Source organism: Azospirillum sp. UENF 111221 (assembly GCF_058780625.1).
Genome location: NZ_JBSNCH010000005.1, coordinates 2,745,906 through 2,765,517 on the forward strand (window position 1 = coordinate 2,745,906; position 19,612 = coordinate 2,765,517).

16 protein-coding genes are annotated in these 19,612 nt (G+C 67.0%); 9 read left to right on the forward strand and 7 right to left on the reverse strand.

Annotated features, from left to right (window positions below):
* The gene (gene cysD / locus ACWPN3_RS27825; protein ID WP_109153259.1) at window positions 1-798 is read right to left on the reverse strand and encodes a sulfate adenylyltransferase subunit CysD; all 798 of its coding nucleotides are present in this window, start codon (window positions 796-798) and stop codon (window positions 1-3) included.
* Window positions 795-1,481, reverse strand: a complete 687-nt coding sequence (locus tag ACWPN3_RS27830; protein ID WP_492240192.1) for a phosphoadenylyl-sulfate reductase — start codon at window positions 1,479-1,481, stop codon at window positions 795-797. Before ACWPN3_RS27830 ends, cysD begins: the two co-directional genes overlap by 4 nt.
* A gap of 280 nt (window positions 1,482-1,761) precedes the next feature.
* Between ACWPN3_RS27830 and ACWPN3_RS27835 the strand changes: the two genes are divergently transcribed.
* The 4 genes from ACWPN3_RS27835 to ACWPN3_RS27850 all read left to right on the forward strand — a co-directional run bounded on the left by ACWPN3_RS27835 (window position 1,762) and on the right by ACWPN3_RS27850 (window position 4,973).
* Window positions 1,762-2,319, forward strand: a complete 558-nt coding sequence (locus tag ACWPN3_RS27835; protein WP_492240193.1) for a precorrin-2 dehydrogenase/sirohydrochlorin ferrochelatase family protein — start codon at window positions 1,762-1,764, stop codon at window positions 2,317-2,319.
* A 130-nt stretch (window positions 2,320-2,449) separates the two neighbouring features.
* The gene (locus ACWPN3_RS27840) at window positions 2,450-2,737 is read left to right on the forward strand and encodes a DUF2849 domain-containing protein (protein WP_109453140.1); all 288 of its coding nucleotides are present in this window, start codon (window positions 2,450-2,452) and stop codon (window positions 2,735-2,737) included.
* Window positions 2,738-2,794: 57 nt separating this feature from the next.
* Window positions 2,795-4,486: a nitrite/sulfite reductase gene (locus tag ACWPN3_RS27845; protein WP_492240194.1), complete on the forward strand. Its 1,692-nt coding sequence runs from the start codon at window positions 2,795-2,797 to the stop codon at window positions 4,484-4,486.
* On the forward strand, window positions 4,473-4,973 hold the full coding sequence (locus ACWPN3_RS27850) for a DUF934 domain-containing protein (protein WP_109450381.1): 501 nt from the start codon (window positions 4,473-4,475) through the stop codon (window positions 4,971-4,973). Before ACWPN3_RS27845 ends, ACWPN3_RS27850 begins: the two co-directional genes overlap by 14 nt.
* Before the next feature lie 68 nt (window positions 4,974-5,041).
* Here the strand turns inward: ACWPN3_RS27850 and ACWPN3_RS27855 are convergent, their stop codons facing one another.
* Entirely contained in the window at window positions 5,042-6,544 is a 1,503-nt protein-coding gene (locus ACWPN3_RS27855) for a calcium-binding protein (RefSeq protein WP_492240195.1), read from the reverse strand.
* 313 nt (window positions 6,545-6,857) lie between these two features.
* A complete protein-coding gene (gene mepK / locus ACWPN3_RS27860) occupies window positions 6,858-7,493 on the reverse strand; it encodes a peptidoglycan L,D-endopeptidase MepK (RefSeq protein WP_247873207.1) in 636 nt (211 codons plus the stop codon).
* A 560-nt stretch (window positions 7,494-8,053) separates the two neighbouring features.
* Here mepK and ACWPN3_RS27865 point away from each other — a divergent pair.
* Window positions 8,054-9,361, forward strand: a complete 1,308-nt coding sequence (locus tag ACWPN3_RS27865; protein ID WP_109453138.1) for a pentapeptide repeat-containing protein — start codon at window positions 8,054-8,056, stop codon at window positions 9,359-9,361.
* A 28-nt stretch (window positions 9,362-9,389) separates the two neighbouring features.
* Here ACWPN3_RS27865 and ACWPN3_RS27870 read toward each other — a convergent pair whose 3' ends face one another.
* From ACWPN3_RS27870 to ACWPN3_RS27880, 3 genes are all read right to left on the reverse strand, one after another.
* Complete coding sequence (locus ACWPN3_RS27870; RefSeq protein ID WP_492240196.1) at window positions 9,390-11,108, reverse strand: sensor histidine kinase; 1,719 nt, start codon at window positions 11,106-11,108, stop codon at window positions 9,390-9,392.
* Between the two features lie 122 nt (window positions 11,109-11,230).
* On the reverse strand, window positions 11,231-11,827 hold the full coding sequence (locus ACWPN3_RS27875; RefSeq protein WP_492261856.1) for a response regulator transcription factor: 597 nt from the start codon (window positions 11,825-11,827) through the stop codon (window positions 11,231-11,233).
* Window positions 11,824-14,043, reverse strand: a complete 2,220-nt coding sequence (locus tag ACWPN3_RS27880; RefSeq protein ID WP_492240197.1) for a sensor histidine kinase — start codon at window positions 14,041-14,043, stop codon at window positions 11,824-11,826. Before ACWPN3_RS27880 ends, ACWPN3_RS27875 begins: the two co-directional genes overlap by 4 nt.
* Window positions 14,044-14,219: 176 nt before the next feature.
* Between ACWPN3_RS27880 and ACWPN3_RS27885 the strand changes: the two genes are divergently transcribed.
* The 4 genes from ACWPN3_RS27885 (at window position 14,220) to ACWPN3_RS27900 (ending at window position 19,569) form a co-directional block, all read left to right on the forward strand.
* The gene (locus tag ACWPN3_RS27885; RefSeq protein ID WP_492240198.1) at window positions 14,220-15,242 is read left to right on the forward strand and encodes a TRAP transporter substrate-binding protein; all 1,023 of its coding nucleotides are present in this window, start codon (window positions 14,220-14,222) and stop codon (window positions 15,240-15,242) included.
* 236 nt (window positions 15,243-15,478) lie between these two features.
* A complete protein-coding gene (locus ACWPN3_RS27890; protein ID WP_199237694.1) occupies window positions 15,479-16,048 on the forward strand; it encodes a TRAP transporter small permease in 570 nt (189 codons plus the stop codon).
* Window positions 16,045-17,343 (forward strand): TRAP transporter large permease, encoded by a 1,299-nt coding sequence (locus tag ACWPN3_RS27895; RefSeq protein WP_109450369.1) that lies wholly within the window; start codon window positions 16,045-16,047, stop codon window positions 17,341-17,343. Before ACWPN3_RS27890 ends, ACWPN3_RS27895 begins: the two co-directional genes overlap by 4 nt.
* A gap of 174 nt (window positions 17,344-17,517) precedes the next feature.
* The gene (locus ACWPN3_RS27900; protein WP_492240199.1) at window positions 17,518-19,569 is read left to right on the forward strand and encodes a molybdopterin oxidoreductase family protein; all 2,052 of its coding nucleotides are present in this window, start codon (window positions 17,518-17,520) and stop codon (window positions 19,567-19,569) included.
* Window positions 19,570-19,612: the final 43 nt, after the last annotated feature.

Below are 19,612 nucleotides of genomic sequence, written 5' to 3' on the forward strand. Positions count from 1 at the left end.
TTACATGTACCCCACGCTGCGCAGGCGCTCGAAGCTGTCTTCGGATTCATTGTCCATCGCGCGGCCGGCGCGCTCCGGAATGCGGGTCACCTGAAGCTCGGCGATGATCTCGTCGATGGTGGACGCGGTGCTGTCGACCGGGAAGGTGATGTTCTTCTCGCCCAGCGAGCGGTAGCGCTTGCCGTCCTTGGCGAAGTACAGCGGGACGATGGGAATCCCCTCGCGCTGCGAATAGCGCCAGATGTCCAGCTCGGTCCAGGCCAGCAGCGGGTGGATACGGACATGGACGCCTTCGGGGAAGCGCGTCTTGTAATGGTCCCAGAATTCCGCCGGCTGGTCCTTGACATCCCAGTCGCCTTCCAGCGAGCGCGGCGAGAACACGCGCTCCTTGGCGCGGGTCGCCTGTTCGTCGCGGCGGATGCCGACCATCACACCCTGGTACGCATGGTCGCGCAGCAGGTTCTTCAGACCTTCCGTCTTGCGCGCGGCGGCGCGGGTCAGCGGCGGCAGGGTCTGGTCCATCTCTTCCTCGGGCGGGCACTGCTCCACCTTGAGGTCGAGGTCCCACTCCTTGGTGATGCGGTCGCGGAACTCGTAGACCTCCGGCAGCTCCATCGCGGTGTCGAGCTGCACGACGGGGAAGGGAATGCGGCCGAAGAACGCCTTGCGGCAGAGCCACAGCAGCGCGTTGCTGTCCTTGCCGATCGACCAGAGCATCGCCAGCTTGTCGATGCGGTTGTAGGCCTCGCGCAGAATATAGATGCTCTGGTTTTCGAGCTGGTCGAGATCGGCGCTCATCGGGCGGTTCCAATCATGGTGTGTATGCCGCATTCGGTCTTGGCGCTGCCGGCCCAGCGGCCGGAACGCGGGTCGGCACCGGGCGCCACGCGCTCGGTGCAGGTGAAACAGCCGATCGACAGGAACCCGTCGGCTTCCAGCGGGTGGCGCGGCAGGTCGCGCCGGGTGAACTCTTCCTCCAGCCGGGCCTTGTCCCAGTTGGCCAGTGGGTTGACCTTCACGCGGCCGCCTTCCGCCTCGAACAGGGGCAGGGCGGCGCGGGTCGAGGACTGGAAGCGCTTGCGGCCCGTCACCCAGGCCTCCAGCCCGGCGGTGGCCAGCGCGCGGTCCAGCGGCACCGTCTTGCGCAGATGGCAGCAGGCGTCGTAATCGCGGGTGAACAGCAGGCTGTCCCTGTCGCCGGCGGCGAGATCGTCGGCGGTCGGCCCGATCTCCCGCACATCCCTGAGGCCAAGCCGCTTCACCAGCTGGTCGCGGTAGCGCAGGGTCTCGCCGAACAGCTTGCCGGTATTCACAAACAGAACCGGGAAATCCGGCGTCGCTTCGGCGGCCAGCGCCAGCAGCACCGCGGATTCGGCGCCGAAGGACGACATCAACGCGATCCGCCCGCCGAACAGCTCATGCATGGCGGCCAGCAGCGGTGCGCCTTCCAGCGTGCCGTGGCTCTCGGTCAGATGCTTCACCCGTGTTTCCGCGTCCATCGTCGGCTGCCTTTCGCGGTGGCCTTTAAGTCTACTAATTATGTAGGTTTAATGACTGTGTTTGCACATTAACACCGGCGGAAAACCCGTGCAACGTAAATACATTCTCTACTTGTTTAATAGGTTTGTGCTGCGCTGCAAATCATTGTGTGAAATATGTTGATTGTCGTGCGGCGGCCGGGCTAAATGACGCCATGCACAGGATCCCGGTCATCGGCGCCGCAGCCGCCCGCCCGATTTCGCCCGTTTCGGTGAGGCGGACATGATTCCGCTGGCGCTCGACCCGGCGCGTGTGGCGATTGCGCTGGCCGGCAACGGCCCGCTCGCGCTGCGCCGTCTGACGCAGCTTCGCGAGGGCGGGGCGGATCCGCAGGTCTTTTCACCGGAACCGGATGGGGAATTGGCGGCTCTCGCCGGCGACCGTCTGGTGCGGGCTCTGCCGGAGGCATCCGATCTCGACAGGGTCGGCGTGCTGTATGTGATGGGGCTGGGACCTTCGATCGAGACGGCACTGGCGGAACTGGCGCGGCAGCGCCGCGTGCTGGTGAATGTCGAGGACGTCATCCCCTTGTGCGATTTCCACTCGCCCTCCGTGGTGCGGCGTGGCGATCTGGTGATGACGGTCTCCACCGGCGGCCGCAGCCCGACCCTCGCCAGCCTGCTGCGCCAGCGGCTGGAGGCCCTGTTCCCGGAGGAGTGGGCGGAGCGGCTGCGCACCATCGCCGAGCTTCGCAACCGCCGCCGGGCGGAAGGGGCGTCGATGTCCGAGGTCGCCCGTGAAAGCCGCGAGTTGATCGAGCGGGAAAAATGGCTGCCATGACCGTCCGGCCATAGAGCCGCCGAATTCACTGCCGGACCGCCGACGGTTCGGGTTAAGACACCAAACGCGTTCGAGAACGACCAGCCAGGAGAGCCAGATGTCGGCCAAGGATCGATCGAAGGAAGGATCGATGAAAGCCATCACCGCCAACCGCCTGCGCGACGGGGAAGTCGTGTTCCTGGGCAAGGATGGCGTGTGGGTCGAGTCCTTCGCCGAGGCTGCGCTGTTCCAGCGCTCCGAGGCGGATGCCGTGCTGGCCGACGCCAAGGCGAAGGCCGAGCGCGAGCAGTTCGGCGTCGACATCTACGCCTTCGAGGTGGTGGATGAGGACGGCGTCCCGGTCCCGGCGACGATGCGCGAGCGCATCCGCACCGCCGGCCCGACCGTCCGTCTGGATCTGGGCAAGCAGGCCGCCTGAGTGGCTGTTCGGGTGAATGAACGTTGGCCGTTCCGGCGGCTCTGAGGGCTTATCGACATGAACCACATCGCGCCCGGCGCCCGTGCCGGCATCTATCACTATGACGAGATCGACCGGCAGTTCGTCGCCGAGCGCGTCGAGCAGTTCCGCAAACAGGTCGAGCGCCGGCTGTCCGGCGAGCTGACGGAGGAGGAGTTCAAGCCGGTCCGGCTGATGAACGGCCTCTATCTCCAGCTTCACGCCTACATGCTGCGCATCGCCGTGCCCTATGGCGTGATGTCGGCCACCCAGCTGCGCAAGCTGGCGGAGATCGGGCGCAAGTACGACCGCGGCTACGGCCATTTCACCACCCGCCAGAACCTGCAATACAACTGGATCAAGCTGGAGGACACCCCGGCCATCCTGCATGAGCTGGCCGAGGTCGACATGCACGCGCTGCAGACCAGCGGCAACTGCGTGCGCAACGTCACCACCGACCCGTTCGTCGGCGCCGCCAAGGACGAGGTGGTCGACGGTCGCGTCTATGCCGAGATCCTGCGGCAGTGGACGACGATGCATCCCGAGTTCACCTATCTGCCGCGCAAGTTCAAGATCGCCATCTCCGGTGCGGAGAGCGACCGCGCCGCGGTGCGCATCCATGACGTCGGCCTGCTGGCGCGGCGCAACGACAAGGGCGAGGCCGGCTTCTCCTTCTATGTCGGCGGCGGTCTCGGCCGTTCGCCCTTCGTCGGCAAGCTGGTGCGCGAGTGGGTGGCCGAGGAGGATTTCGTCGCCTATCTCGAAGCCATCCTGCGCGTCTACAACCAGTACGGTCGCCGCGACAACATCTACAAGGCGCGGATCAAGATCCTGGTCCACGAGCTGGGGCTGGAGAAGTTCACCCAGGAGGTCGAGGAGGAGTTCGCGCGGCTGCGCGGGCCCAAATACCGCCTGGATCCGGAGATCGTCGAGGGTGTCAGGCAGCATTTCGCCCCGCCGCCCTTGGAGGAGCTGCCCGACCATTCCGAAGCGCTGGAGCGCGCCAAGGCATCCGACCCGGCCTTCGCCAACTGGCTGGAGGTGAATGTCGCGGAGCACAAGGCGCCGGGCTATGCCATCGCCACCGTCTCGCTGAAGCCGGCCGGCGGCATCCCCGGCGACGCCACCTGCGACCAGATGGACCTCGTCGCCGATCTGGCCGAGCGCCACAGCTTCGGCGAACTGCGCGTCACCCATGTCCAGAACCTCGTCCTGGCGCACGTCAAGAAGGACGAGCTGTACGATCTGTGGAAGCGGCTCGACGCCGCCGGTCTGGGCAGCGCCAATGCCGGGCTGATAGGCGACATCATCGCCTGCCCGGGGCTGGATTACTGTGCGCTGGCCAATGCCCGCGCGATCCCGCTGGCCCAGGCGATCTCCGCCCGCTTCGCCGACCCGATCCGCCAGCGCACCATCGGTGAACTCGGCATCAAGATCAGCGGCTGCATCAACGCCTGCGGCCATCACCATGTCGGCGCCATCGGCATTCTCGGCGTCGACAAGAAGGGCACCGAATATTACCAGATCACCGTCGGCGGCGACCCGACGCTGACCACGGAAATCGGCGACATCCTCGGCCCGGCGGTGACCGAGACCGAGGCGGTGGATGCCATCGAGGCCATCGTCGACGTCTATCTCGCCAACCGCACGGGCGAGGGCGAGCGCTTCATCGACACGCTCCGCCGCGTCGGCCATGCCCCGTTCAAGGAGAGAATCTATGCCGCTGATTGAGAATGGGCGCATCGGCGAGGACGCCTGGAGCTTCATCCCCGATGGCGAGCCGGTCCCCAACGACCGCCCGGTCATCATCAGCTTCGAGCGCTGGCAGGCGGAGCGTGACAGCTTCGAGGGCCGCAACGCCCGGCTGGGCGTGCGGCTGAAGAGCGGCACGCTGGCGGGGGCCATCGCCGCCGACCTCGACCGCTTCTCCCTGGTGGCGCTGGAGTTCCCGAAGTTCCGCGACGGCCGCGGCTTCTCCACCGCGCGCGAACTGCGCGAACGCTATGGCTACACCGGCGAGATCCGCGCGGTCGGCCATGTCATCCCCGACCAGTATCTGTTCCTGGTCCGCACCGGCTTCACCTCGGTCGAGGCGCCGGAAGGCACCAACCCGGACAGCTGGGCCAACGCGCTGACGGAGGTCACCATCGCCTTCCAGCCGAGCCTGGACGACACAGCACCGCTGTCGCTGCTGCGCCGCAAGCTGAAGGTGGGGTAGGGCGGTCTTCATCCGCCCGGGACAAATGGGAAAGGCGCCGTCCCTGCCGGGACGGCGCCGTCCTCATTTCAGAGGGTGGTGAACCAGGAACTCGACACGTCCTGTGCCATCACCCCGGAGAGGGTGACGGTCGGGGTGCCGTTGGCGTTGGTGATGGTCAGAACGGCCTCACCCTGGGCATTGGCGTTTACCGTATAGAAATTGTTCATGCCTAGCCCGATCAGGTCACCCTCCGCGGCACTGAAATCCGTCAGGATGACGTCGGAGTCGATGGTCGCAAGATTGAACAGGTCGGCGCCGGATCCGCCCTGCAGCGTGTCGTTGCCGATGTCACCGAACAGCGTATCGTTCCCGTCTCCGCCGGACAGGAAATCGTTGTACCGGCTGCCCGTCAGCGAATCATTGCCGCCCCCACCGTCCATCGTCAGACCGTTGGAGGAGTCGGCTGCGGTGACGCTGTCGTCCCCGGCCCCGCCGAAGAAATGCTCGATGGAGTAGGTGAGGGCCAAGTTGACGCCACCGGAATACCGGACATACACCGTGTCGTCACCTCCGTCGCCGACCAGAAAGGCCACCGTCGGGGTATCGATGTAAAAAGCATCGTCCCCGTCGCCGCCGAACAGCATGTTGTCGCCGGCCCCGCCGAACAGGACATCGTTTCCGTCCCCACCGACCAGCGTATCGTTGCCGTCGCCGCCCCAGAGCGTGTCATTGAAAGCGCTGCCCTCAATGGCGTCATTGCCGGCCCCGCCGTCGATCTCGATTGCGCTGGCGGACTGATGCGCGAAGACGAGGTCGTTTCCGTCTCCGAGGAACAGCCGTTCGATGCCGGCGGTGTTCATGAAGACCATGCTGTTGCTTCCATGGACATAGACGGTGTCGAAGCCGTCTCCGGCGTCGACCGTGTCGGTCGTATCCATGTAGATCACATCGTCGCCCGCCCCGCCGACGATCTGGTCGCGCCCATTGCCACCGAAGAGCGTGTCGTTGAAAGCGCCGCCAACGAGCGTGTCGTCGCCGTCTCCTCCATCGATCAAAAGCCCGATGACCGCTCCGTCGGCAATCAACTGGTCGTTTCCAGAGCCGCCATAGGCCCGTTCGATGCTGCACGCCGCCAGATCGAGATAGGTTCCGAAGTTGCTTTGGATGAAGACGGTATCGAATCCGGCCCCGCCCTGCAAAGGTGCGTCGGCGTGATCCGTATAGAAGACATCGTCGCCCTCGCCACCGATCAGCGTGTCGACGCCGTCGCCGCCCGTCAGGGTATCGTTCCCCGCCCCGCCGACGATCATATTGTCCAGTGCGTTGCCGGTCCCCTGGAAGTCGCCGGTTCCGATGAAAGTCAGGCGCTCCAGATTGTCGCTGAGCGTTTGGGCGTTGAGCGTGGTTCGGACCTCGTCGAAGCCTTCGAAGGCGAATTCCTGGATGACGGCGCCCGTCCCGTTCACGATGTAGACGTCGTTGCCCATGCCGCCGATCAGGAGATCGTTGCCACCACCGCCATCCAGCGTGTCGTCACCATAACCGCCGACCAGAGTTTCGCTGCCGCTTCCACCGAACAGATAACCCATATGCCTATCCCCCCACTTGCGAAGCTCGGCGCTCCGAAAAATTGTGGAGTGGAAATGATAATAAAAATATCGGACCGGCAAAACGGAAACATCTACCCTAGGATGCGGTAATGAGCCGCAACCGTCATTTTCCAAAAGTTGCAGAAAAGGCGTTCAAAGGCGGGCCACCATCGCAGAAGCCTGCGGCGGGAGACAGGAGGCGTGACCCGAAAGCGACTGCGGCGCCGAAGCCCGGTCCGGACTTGGCGCCACATCGTATCGAACGTCTGAAGGATTGGTATGCCACCCCACGGTAAATCCGTGGTCAGGCCGCTCACCAGTGGCGCAGCGGCCCCACGTCGACATGGACGAAGTTGCTGTCCGGGTAATAGCCGACCCCGCCGCCACGCAGGCTGAGCGCCGCCCGCTGGAGCTGGCGGGTCGACAGGCCCTGGACCCGCAGGTCGATCGCCATGCCGCGCATGTGATAGCTGTTCTGCGCCACGCCGCTGCCGTCGGCCTCGCGCAGCATCGCGTTGGTCTCCGGCGAGCGGTAGCCCGAGATGATCTCGATCGGGCCGCGGCGGTTGATCTTGCGGCTCAACGAGTGGACCAGATCGATCAGCTTCGGATCGATGGCATGGACCGAATTGTTGTGGTGGTCGCGCAGCACGCGGTTCAGGGCCCGCATCGCGTCGCGGACATATTTGCCCCGCGACCAGTATTCGGCGCTGATGCGCTCGCCGGTGTGCAGGTTCACCAGGGACAGCACCCGCGGCGGAGCGCGCAGCGCCGCAGCTTCCGCCTCTTCGCTGGTCAGCAGGGTCCCGCCCGCTGAGGCGACCGCCGCCAAGCCGAGGCCGGCGCGCAGAAGATGGCGGCGATCAAGATGACGGCGTTCGGTGGCGTGGCTCTCGCCGACGCTCGGGCGTGCGGTCGTGATCGACCGGGCGTCCGCATCCTTCATCATTCTTCCTTCATATCCCGTTTTTCCGCTCCGGCAGCCGAAATCCATCGTCTGGACCCCATCGTCCCGGTTACGGCCAAAGTCACATCTTGGCTAAGGTCAAGGCGTGCTGCGGTGCGTTTATCCGAAAGGTGGGACACTTTTAGGATGCCCGTGGCCTTTTCTGTCAAGAAACCATTGCTTAACCGATGCTGTTTTCTGAAGGAGTCGAGGGATTCCGCCGCCTTGCCAGGAACAGGGGCGGGAAGCCCTGGCCGTGGCTGTTCGCGACCCGTTCGCAACCGGTTCGATTACAGAACGGTAACGTGCGCGACTCGGGACTGACGCGGTAAGGTAACGGCGATGGACGGGTCGGGGCCTATGGCCGTTGTTATGGCCAAGCTTCCGTTTTTCCTATGCAGCCCGGCTGGAATCAGTGTTTTCCCGCCGATGCGCCATGCCGGCGGGCCGCCGAACCGCATCCTCCGAAAGAGGGTGCGCAAAAGGGGGGTTCATTCAGCCTTCGGTAAGGAATGAACCGCATGATTGTCGCGATGTAACCATTTCACGGCGTCGAGTTGTCCGTGCCAACCGCCACCACCCCGACCGCCCAGTCCGTCTCCTTCTTTCGGCCCGACCAGCTGGCCGAGGTGCTGGACCGGCACGCCCGCTGGATCAAGGGCCAGCCGGGCGGCGCCCGCGCCAACCTCGCCATGGCCGATCTGGAAGGGGTGGACCTGTCGCAGCGCGATCTGCGCGGCGCCCGCCTGGTCGGGGCGCGGCTGGCGCGCGGGCGGCTGAACGGAACCAATCTGGCCGGCGCCGACCTGTTCGGCGTCGATCTGCGCGATGCCGACATCAGCCGCGCCAACCTGATGCAGACCGACCTGCGCGGCGCCCGGCTGCGCGCGGCCGACTTCTCGAACGCCAATTTGAAGGGCGCCGACCTGCGGGCCGGCACGCTGGAACCGGGCGGCACCGCCCGCCGCGGCACCGGCCCCGATGCGCAGGATGCCGAAAGCGCCCGCCAGATCCACAAGGCGGCCCTCGCCCGTCTCCAGAACGGCATGACGGCGGAGGGCGGTATTCCCACCGACCTCACCGGCGCGGTGCTGCGCGGCGCCAACCTGTCCGAGGCCGACCTCAGCGGCGCCGTGCTGCAGAACGCCGATCTGTCGGGGGCGGTGCTGACCGGGGCGGACCTGACCGGCGCGCGTCTGAACGGCGCCAACCTGTCGGGGGCGGCGCTGGACGGCACCCGTTTCGACAAGGCCGACATGGTCGGCACGCGGATGGCCGACTGCGACCTGTCCTCCACCCGCATCGCCACGGCGCAGATGACCCGCCCCATCGACAGCATGGGGTCGGAAATCCAGCGCGCCATCTTCGACCATGAGCGCTGGATCGACAGCTTCGGCCAGCGCGGCCAGCGGGCCGACCTGGACGGTGCCGACCTCAGCCGCGCCGACCTGCGCAACGTCAACCTCAGCGCCGCTTCGTTGCGGGGGGCCAACCTGTCGGCGGCGGCGCTGACCGGCGCGCGGCTGATGATGACCGATTTGTCCGGCGCCACTCTGGAGGGCGCCAACCTGATGGGCGCCGACCTGTCGGGCGCCAACCTCAGCTACGCCGTGCTGACCGGTGCCGACCTGACGCGGGTGCGGCTTGGCCCGGCGGCGATCAAGGATCCGTCTGGCCGCCCCACCGGCCGCTCCTGGGCCGCCAACCTGATGGGAGCCGACATGCGCGGCGCCCTGCTGGTCGGCACCTGCCTGGTGCAGGCGAACCTGTCCGACGCCAATCTCGACAGCGCCGACATGGACGGTGCCGACATGGCCGGCGCCAAGCTTCAGCGCGCCACGCTCCCCGGCCGTCCGCCCCGCCGGGGTTGAGGCGAAGCGCCGCTTTCCGCAACCCTCCTCACGGCAGGATGATCGTCACCGTGGTGCCGGTGCCCGGCGTGCTGTCCAGGGTCAGGGTGCCGCCATGGGCCTCGACGAAGCGGCGGGCCAGCGGCAGGCCCAGGCCGGTGCCGGCCTCCGCCTTGGTCAGGTAGTTGTGGACCTGACGGAACGGCTCCATCGCGATCACCATCTCGTCCGCGGTCATGCCGACGCCGGTGTCGGCGATCACGATGACGGCGCCGGTTCCGCCGGGTCCGGGCCTGGCCTCCACCCGCACCGCACCGCCCGCCGGGGTGAATTTGACGGCATTGGACAGGACGTTCAGAACCGCCTGCCGCATGCGGACCCCATCCACCGTGACCTGAAGATCGGACGCGATGGCGCCGCCGGTCAGCACCACCCCCTTGCGCAGGGCCAGCGCCTCCATCAGCGACAGGCAGTCCTCCAGCAGCTCGCCCAGCGCAACGCAGGCGGGGAACAGCTCCAGCCGCCCGGCCTCGATCTTCGCCATGTCCAGAAGCTCATTCACCAGATCCAGCAGATGGCGGCCGGACTGGTGGATGGCGGTCAGATATTCGACATGCTTGGGCGGAGAGGGGCCGAAGATGCCGGACATCAGGGCCTCGGCGAAGCCGATGATCGCATTCAGCGGGGTGCGCAGCTCGTGGCTCATGTTCGCCAGGAAATCGCTCTTGGCCCGGTTCGCCGCCTCGGCATGGTCCTTTTCCGATTGCAGCCGGCGGCGCTGCTCGATCAGCACCGCCTCGCGGGCACGGCGCACCTCCTCCTCGGCACTGCGGCGGCGGCGGTAGGCGCGCGACACCAGCAGCGCCAGCATCAGCGTCGCAGCACAGGCGGCAGCCGCGCCGCCGACCACCGTCATGCGGGTGGCGTTCAGCTTCTGCTGCACGAGGGCCGAGGGCACGCCCAGCACCACCGCCCAGCCGGTTTCGGAGGAGCGGTGGATGACGGAGTGGACCTCGACCCCGTCCTTGGTCTGGCCGACGAACATGCGGTTGCTGCCGGTGCGGATCCGCGCCTCCAGCGACGCGTAGACCTTCTGGCCCAGATAGGCGGCGGCATCGCGCGAACGGGCGGCGATCACCATGGTCGGATCGATGACGGTGACCGTCCATTCCGGCGGGGTGTCGCGGGTCCGCAGGGCGCTGGACAGCCCCTCCAGCCCAAGTGCCAGGGACAGGATGTAGCGCACCCGGTCGGTCTGGTGGTCCGGGTCGAACTGGAGGATCGGTGCGCGCAGGATCAGCGACGGCCGGCCCGGCGGTCCGCCGGGCGGCAGCACGCCGCCGATGGTCGCGCGGCGGCTCTCGATGACATGGCGGGTGACATCGTCCAGCCGGGGCGGCGGCAGCGGCTGGACGCCCAGCGGGTAATGGGTGTGGAAGACGAAGCGGCCGGTGTCGGCGTCGATCATCCCCATCGCCAGCCAGCCGGGCTGGCTGTGGGTGGCGGTGGTGGTCTCCTGGTACAGGGTGCGCAGATCGTCGGCATTGGGCTGGAGCAGCGACGCCAGCAGTTCCAGCGGGCGCAGCTGGCTCGCCAGTTCGCGGTCGACCGCCAGCGACAGCGACTGCGCCACCGATTGCAGCGCATCCTCCGTCTCCGCCCGGTCGCGGGCGTCGAGCTGCCAGACCATCACGGCGCCGAACAGCAACAGCGGTGCCGTCACGGCCAGACCGATGGCAAGGATGGAGCCGGGTAACCGAAACCTCAACCGCTGATGCTCCAGACCGTCGGGGACGACCACCGGAGTGGTACGGACAGACTAGTACGGGACCGGTGGGGACTCCAGGCGCCTCCGTCGTTCCCCGGGTTTTCTCTTATCGGAAGGGGCAATCAGGCGGCACCCGTCAGCAGCCGCGTCAGCTCCACCGCCGTCTTCACCCGCATCTTCTCGAACACATGGCTGCGGTGGACCTCCACCGTGCGCATGCTGATGCCAAGTTCGTCGGCGATCACCTTGTTCAGGCGGCCGGCGACGACCAGCTCCATCACCTGCCGTTCGCGCTGGGTCAGGGTGGCCAGACGGGCGGCCAGCCCGGCCTGGCCGGCTTCGCGCTCGCGCTGCTCGGCGTCGAAGGCCAGCGCGTCGATCACGCGGTCGACCAGCTCATTGTCGTTGAAGGGCTTCTCCACGAAATCGCGGGCCCCCTTCTTCAGGGCGCCGACGGCGATGGGCACGTCGCCATGGCCGGTCAGGAAGATCACCGGCATGCGGCAGCCCTTGGACAGCAGCCGGTCGAACAGCTCCAGCCCGCTCATGCCCTCCATGCGGATGTCCAGCAGGAGGCAGCCGGCGGTGTCCGGCCGCCACGACTCCAGGAAGGATTCGGCCGACGGCCAGCCTGCCACCGGGACGTTGCGCGACTGGAACAGCCAGCCGAGCGCGTTGCGGATGGCCTCGTCGTCGTCGACGATGTGGAGCGTGGTCATTCGGCAGCCTCGGCAGTGTCATCGGGAAAAGGGCCGGCGGGATGCGGGCCGGCGGGATGTGGGCCGCCAGGATGCGGGTCTGTCGACCGGTCCGGCGTGCGGGCATGGACGGGCAGGGTGAACAGGAAGCGCGTGCCGGCGGCGGTGGCCCCCGTTGCGTCCCCGTCTCCATCTCCCTCCGGCGCCACCGTCTCGAACCACAGCCGGCCGCGGTGGTGCTCGACGATGGAGCGGCAGATGTTCAGCCCCATGCCCATACCTTCGCGCTTGGTGGTGAAGAAAGGGGAAAACAGGCGGTCGGCCACGTCGGGGGCGACGCCGCAGCCATGGTCGCGGATCTCGGTCAGCAGCAGGCGGGCTCCATCCCCGCCCCCGCCCTTGCCGTCCCCACCGCCGTCGCAATCGGTCTGGCGGACGGTGACGGTCAGGCGGCGGTCGGCGCGCGGGGTGCGGGCCATCGCCTCGATCCCGTTGCGCATCAGGTTCAGCACCACCTGCTGCAGCAGGATGCGGTCGCCGGTGACCGGCGGCAGATCCGCCGGGGCATCCAGCTCCACCCGCACGCCCAGCCTTGCAGCATCGCTGCCGGCCAGCCCGACGCAGTCCTCCAGCACCTCGGCCAACGAACAGGGGGCGACCTTGGGGTCGCGCTTGCGCACGAAATCGTGGATGCGGCGCACCACCAGCCCGGCGCGCTTGGCCTGGGCGGCCAGCTTCTCCAGCGCCGCCGCCACCTCCTGGGTGTCGCAGCGGTCGGAGCGCAGCCGGTTGAGGCAGCCGGTGCAATAGCTGGCGATGGCCGACAGCGGCTGGTTCAGCTCATGGGCCAGGGTGGAGGCCATTTCGCCCATGGTGATCAGGCGGGAGGTCTGTTGCAGCCGCTCCTGCTGCTGGCGGGCCAGTTCCTCGGCGCGCTTGCGCTCGGTGATGTCGAGGACGGAGCCCATCCAGCCGGTCTGCCGCCCGTTGGCGTCGATCAGCGGCGCCTCGTAGATCAGCGCCTCGAACCGCTCGCCGTCGGCACGCTGGAAACGCATCTCCAGCCCGCTTTCCGGCGCCCGGCCGGCCAGCACGTCCTGGAAGGCGGCCTCGGCCCGGTCGATCTCCTCCGGCAGCCAATAGGGCGCTGGCGGGCCGCGCCCGATCAGGTCCTCCGCCTCCAGACCGACCATCCGGCAGAAGGCCGGGTTGACGTAGGTGATGCGCCCTTCCAGGTCGCGGGCGCGCATGCCCACGGTCAGGCTGTCCTCCATCGCCTTGCGGAAGGCATGCTCCTCGCGCAGCGCCTCCTCGGCGCGCAGGCGGCCGGCGATGTGCCGGCGCAGCGACCACAGGCTCCACAATGCCGATCCGGTCAGCGCGAAGATCGCCGCCACCAGAACGGTGCGGGTGACGTTGGAGTCGGTGGGGTAGGCGGTGGCGACCAGGGCCATCCCATGGCCGGGCGGATCGAACGGGATCAGGTGGCTGCGCGCCGGGTCGGGGGCCGGACCGGCCATGGAGCCCGGCACCGACATGCGCGACTTCGATCCCAGCACCGCGCCGGTGGCGTCGACCACCTCCAGCTGGTAGCGCTGGGCGAACCACCAGGGGACATGGTGGGTCAGCATCGCCTCGAACGAGAAGACGCCGACCAGCGTGCCGGCGAAGACGCCGTCGCGGAACAGCGGGAAGGCGGCGTCGAAGCCGCGGTCGGTGGCGTCGATCCGGTAGGGCGCGCCATAGGCCCGCAGGCCGGAGGACCGCGCGATCCGCACCGCGTCGTCGCGGGCCATCCCCTCCGCGCCGGCCGGTTCCGATGCTGCATCCGTTCCGCCGTTCCCCGGCAGCGGCGGCTCGGCCAGCAGGGTGCGGCCCCGGGCGTCGAGCCACAGCACCCGCTCGATCGCCGGGTTGGTGTTCACCACCAGCCGGGCCATTGCGGCGAACTGCCGCAGATCCACCTCAACCCGGCCCGCCTCGATTCGGCTGAGCGTCTCCGCCAGCCTCTCCAGCTTGTCCTCGTCGGACGCGAGCTGGAAGTGCAGGTTCTGCTCCACCCACAGCGCGTCCTTGATCAGCGCCAGCGCCTCCTCCTCCCGCTCGTTGCGCTGCAACAGCCACAGGAAGGCGCCCAGCAGCACCACGACCAGCGCCATCGCCACCACCGGCATGGCATGCGGCACCGCCCGCCCGATGCGGACGGCAGGACTGGACTTGGAGGATGGCTTCGGCATCGGGGTGGACACGAAAATATGGGGGCAGGGGATGGCGGGACCGTACGAAAGTGGAATAGGCCGACTTTGCGGATATCCACAATAGCCGCAATCCGTCCGATCATGAACAATGCGCAACAAGTACGGGGCCGAACAGTCAGTCCCGTCTACAATGAATACCAGAGGGGGACGCACCTATGAAACTCGTGAAGCTCCTGTGCGCGGCGGCGGTCGGCTGCATGATGTCGGCGCCGATGGCGATTTCGACGGCCTGGGCCCAGGACCAGATCGTGATCAAGTTCAGCCACGTCGTCGCGCCGGAGACGCCGAAGGGCAAGGGTGCCGAGAAGTTCAAGGAACTGGCCGAGAAGCTGACCGCCGGCAAGGTGAAGATCGAGGTCTATCCGAACAGCCAGCTCTACAAGGACAAGGAAGAGCTTGAGGCGCTGCAGCTGGGCGCCGTCCAGATGCTGGCCCCGTCGCTGGCCAAGTTCGGCCCGCTGGGCGCGAAGGAATTCGAGGTCTTCGACCTGCCCTACATCTTCCCGAGCAAGGAAGTCCTCCAGCGCGTCACCAAGGGCGAGATCGGCAAGAAGCTGTTCCAGAAGCTGGAGTCCAAGGGCATCGTCGGGCTGGCCTACTGGGACAACGGCTTCAAGATCATGAGCGCCAACAAGCCGCTCATCAAGCCGGAGGACGTGAAGGGCCTGAAGATGCGCATCCAGTCGTCCAAGGTTCTGGACGCCCAGATGCGCGCGCTGGGCGCCCTGCCGCAGGTGATGGCCTTCTCCGAAGTGTACCAAGCGCTGCAGACCGGCGTCGTCGACGGCACGGAGAACCCGCCGTCCAACATGTACACCCAGAAGATGCACGAGGTTCAGAAGAACGCCACCCTGACCGACCACGGCTATCTCGGCTATGCGGTCATCGTGAACAAGAAGTTCTGGGAAGGCCTGCCTGCCGACGTCCGCGGCAAGCTGGAAGAGGCGATGAAGGAGGCGACCGACTACGCCAACGACATTGCCCAGAACGAGAACGACGTTGCGCTGGCCCAGATGAAGGCGTCCGGCAAGACCGAGTTCCACACCCAGACCAAGGAAGAGCGCGAAGCCTGGGTCAAGGCCCTGAAGCCGGTCCACAAGGACGCCGAATCCCGCGTCGGCAAGGACCTGATCGAAGCGATCTACAAGGAATTGGCCGCGGCCGGCTTCAAGATGTGATTTGAGGGCGGGCGACGCCATTCCACCGGAAGGCGTCGTCCACTCCAAACCGGCATCCACACTGTCCGGCCGTCATCCCCGCGCAGGCGGGAATCCAGCTTCGACGATCCATTCCGCTCCGGCAGCCGCCTGGATCCCCGCCTGCGCGGGGATGACGGCCGACTGAAGCGCTAAGGGTCGTGCTGCGGCTATCCAGCCTTTAAGACCATCTCCGCCGACCGGGAGATCCCCCCGACATGCTCATGAAACTACTCGACCGGCTTGAGGAGACGCTGATCGCGTCGCTCATGGCCGGGGCGACGCTCGTCATCTTCGCGTCCGTCGTCCACCGCTATTTCTCCGGCGTTCCCTACATCCAGGACTATGTGCTGCACTGGAACCTCGCCTGGGCGCAGGAGCTGTGCATCTACATGTTCGTGTGGATGGCCAAGTTCGGCGCCGCCTATGGCGTGCGCACCGGCATCCATGTCGGCGTCGACGTCATCATCAACCGGATGGAACCGCACCTGCGTGCCAAGTTCGTGCTGTTCGGGCTGGGTGCCGGCGCGCTGTTCACCTTGATCGTCGGGTCGCTGGGTGCCCGCTTCGTCTACCACATCTCCGAGACCGAGCAGGTGTCGGCCGATCTGGAATGGCCGATGTGGATCATCTATCTGGCGGTGCCGCTCGGCTCCTACCTGATGTGCTTCCGCTTCCTCCAGGTCGCCTGGACCTTCGTCCGCACCGGTGAACTGCCCCATCACGACCACGCCCAGGTCGACGGCATCGACCCGGTCGAAGCCGCCAAGGAAGGAGGCCCGGCATGAACGCCGCCATCATCTTCGGGCTTCTGCTGGCCCTCATGCTCACCGGCATGCCGATCTCCATCTCGCTCGGCCTGACCGTTCTGTCCTTCCTGTTCTTCATGACCGACGTGCCGATCGACGCCGTGGCCCTGAAGCTGTTCACCGGCATCGAGAAGTTCGAGATCATGGCGATCCCGTTCTTCATCCTGGCCGGCAACTTCCTGACCCATGGCGGCGTCGCGCGCCGCATGATCAACTTCGCCACTTCGATGGTCGGCCACTGGCACGGCGGCCTCGGCCTTGCCGGCGTGATGGCCTGTGCGCTGTTCGCGGCGGTGTCTGGCTCCAGCCCGGCCACGGTGGTCGCCATCGGCTCGATCATCCTGCCGGCCATGGTGGCGCAGGGCTTCCCGAAGAATTTCGGCGCCGGCATCGTCACCACCTCGGGCGCGCTCGGCATCCTGATCCCGCCGTCCATCGTCATGGTGATGTACTGCGTCGCCACCACCGGCCACCCGCAGGCCGCCTCCATCGGCCAGATGTTCATCGCCGGCGTGGTGCCGGGTATCATGCTGGCCTGCTTCCTCGGCTTCACCACTTGGTTCCGTGCCCGCAAGTTCGGCTATCCGCGCCTGCCCAAGGCCAGCTTTGCCCAGCGCATGCACGCCCTGCGCGAAAGCTTCTGGGGCCTGCTGCTGATCATCGTCGTCATGGGCGGCATCTACAGCGGCATCTTCACCCCGACCGAGGCGGCGGCGATGGCCGCGGTCTATGCCTTCGTCGTCGCGGTCTTCGTCTACAAGGACATGCCGCTCCGCCGCGTGCCGAAGGTGCTGCTGGACAGCGCCAGCATGTCGGCGATGCTGCTCTACATCATCACCAACGCGGTGCTCTTCTCCTTCCTGATGACGTCGGAGCAGATCCCGCAGAACATGGCGGCCTGGATCCTCGACCAGAACATGGGCGTGTGGGTCTTCCTGCTGGTGGTGAACATCATCCTGCTGGCCGCCGGCAACTTCATGGAGCCGTCGTCCATCGTCCTGATCATGGCGCCGATCCTGTTCCCGGTCGCCATGAAGCTGGGCATCGACCCGGTGCATTTCGGCATCCTGATCATCGTGAACATGGAAGTCGGCATGTGCCACCCGCCGGTGGGCCTGAACCTCTACGTCGCCTCGGGCATCACCAAGATGGGCATCACCGAGCTGACGGTGGCGGTGTGGCCGTGGCTGCTGACGATGCTGATCTTCCTCGGCCTCGTCACCTATGTCCCGGCGATCACGCTGTGGTTCCCGCGCCTGCTCGGCTTCATGTAAAGCCGCAAGTCGCCAGGGGATTTTCTCGCTAAAATCGGCAGGGGCCGCGAAGTCCGGACAAGGGACTTCGCGGCCCCGCTTTTTTGTACCCATACATTGTTGCGCATTGAAGCCGGCGTGGGGCAGGGCCTAAACTTTGGGCCACCCCGCCGCCAGCCAGACCAGAGGTTAGCCTTGTCGGCCCAGTTCCTGCCCACCGCCTGTCCGCACGATTGCCCCAGCACCTGCGCGCTGGAGGTGGAACGCCTCGCCCCCGACCGCATCGGCAAGGTGCGCGGCGCCGCCGAGAACAGCTACACCGCCGGTGTCATCTGCGCGAAGGTCAGCCGCTATGCCGAGCGCGTGCATTCGCCGGACCGGCTGAAGACCCCGCTGCTGCGCAGCGGCCCCAAGGGCTCCGGGCAATGGAAGCCGATCGGCTGGGAAGAGGCGCTGGACCGCATCGCCGACGCCTTCCTGACCGCCGAGCGGACCTACGGCCCAGAAGCCGTCTGGCCCTATTTCTACGCCGGCACCATGGGTCTGGTGCAGCGCGGCGGCATCCAGCGCCTGCGCCATGCCAAGGGCTATTCGCGCCAGACCAGCACGGTCTGCGACACCCCGGCCAACATGGGCTGGCTCGCCGGCTATGGCGACATCCGCGGCGCCGACCCGCGCGAGATGGCGGAAAGCGACCTGATCGTCAACTGGGGCGGCAACCCGGTGGCGACCCAGGTCAACGTGATGACCCATGTCAGCCGCGCCCGGAAGGGCCGCGGGGCGAAGCTGGTCACCATCGACCCCTACCGCACCGGCACGGCCGAGGTCTCCGACCTGCACCTGATGCTGCGGCCGGGCACCGACGGGGCGCTGGCCTGTGCGGTGATGCATGTGCTGTTCCGCGACGGTTACGCCGACCGCGCCTATCTGGCCCGGCTGGCCGGCGATACCGGGGCGCTGGAGGCGCATCTCGCCAGCCGCACCCCGGACTGGGCAGCATCCATCACCGGCCTGACCGTGGCGGAGATCGAAGAGTTCGCCCGCCTCTACGGCACCACGAAGCGCAGCTACCTGCGCGTCGGCTACGGCCTGTCGCGCGCCCACAATGGGGCGGCGCAGGTCCATGCCGTCTCCTGCCTGCCGGTGGTGACCGGGGCGTGGCAGCACAAGGGCGGCGGCGCGCTCTACTGCTCGTCCGGCATCTACAAGCTGGACAAGACCCTGTCGGAGGGGCTGGACCGTCTCGACAAGTCGGTGCGCAGCTTCGACCAGTCGCGCATCGGCGCTGTCCTGACCGGTGACCCGCGCGACCTGACCAGCGGCCCGCCGGTGACGGCGATGCTGATCCAGAACACCAACCCGGTGACGATCTGCCCGGATTCCAACCGCGTCCGCCAGGGCTTCCTGCGCGAGGATTTGTTCGTGGCGGTGCATGAGCAGTTCATGACCGACACAGCCAAGCTGGCCGATCTGGTGATTCCCGCCACCACCTTCCTGGAGCATGACGACATCTACCGCGGCGGCGGCCAGATGCACATCCTGATCGGCCGCAAGGTGATCGAGCCGCAGTTCGAGGCGCGCGAGAACCATTGGGTCATCAGCGAACTCGCCCGCCGCGTCGGCGCCGAGCATCCGGGATTCGGCATGACCGCGCTGGAAATCATCGACGCCATGCTGAAGGCGTCCGACCTCGGCGACGCGGCGACGCTGACCGCCGACCGCTGGATCGACGCCCAGCCGGATTTCGAGACCTCGCATTTCCTCAACGGCTTCGCCCATCCCGACGCCAAGTTCCGCTTCGCCCCCGACTGGGCGGCGCTCGGCCCCTATGGCGGCATGCCGGAGCTGCCCGACCATATGCCCCCGGCCCGCGACGCCGATGCGGATCACCCGTTCCGTCTCGTCACCGCCCCGGCCCGCCAGTTCCTCAACACCTCCTTCACCGAGACGCTGACCGCCCAGAAGCGCGAAGGCCGTCCCACCGCCCTGATCCATCCGGACGATGCCGCCGGTCTGGCTCTGGCCGACGGCGACGCGGTGCGGCTGGGCAACCCACAGGGCAGCGTGGTGGTCCATGCTAAGTCCTTCGCCGGTGTGCCGCGCGGCGTGGTGATCGTCGAGGGCATCTGGCCCAACAGCGCCTTCGTCGAGGGCATGGGCATCAACAGCCTGACCTCGCCGGAGCCGGTGCCGCCGGCCGGCGGTGCGGCGTTCCACGACACCGCGGTGTGGATGCGGGCGGCTTAAAGCCGCCCACCTCCACTCCCACGGCCACATCCCACCCCTGTCC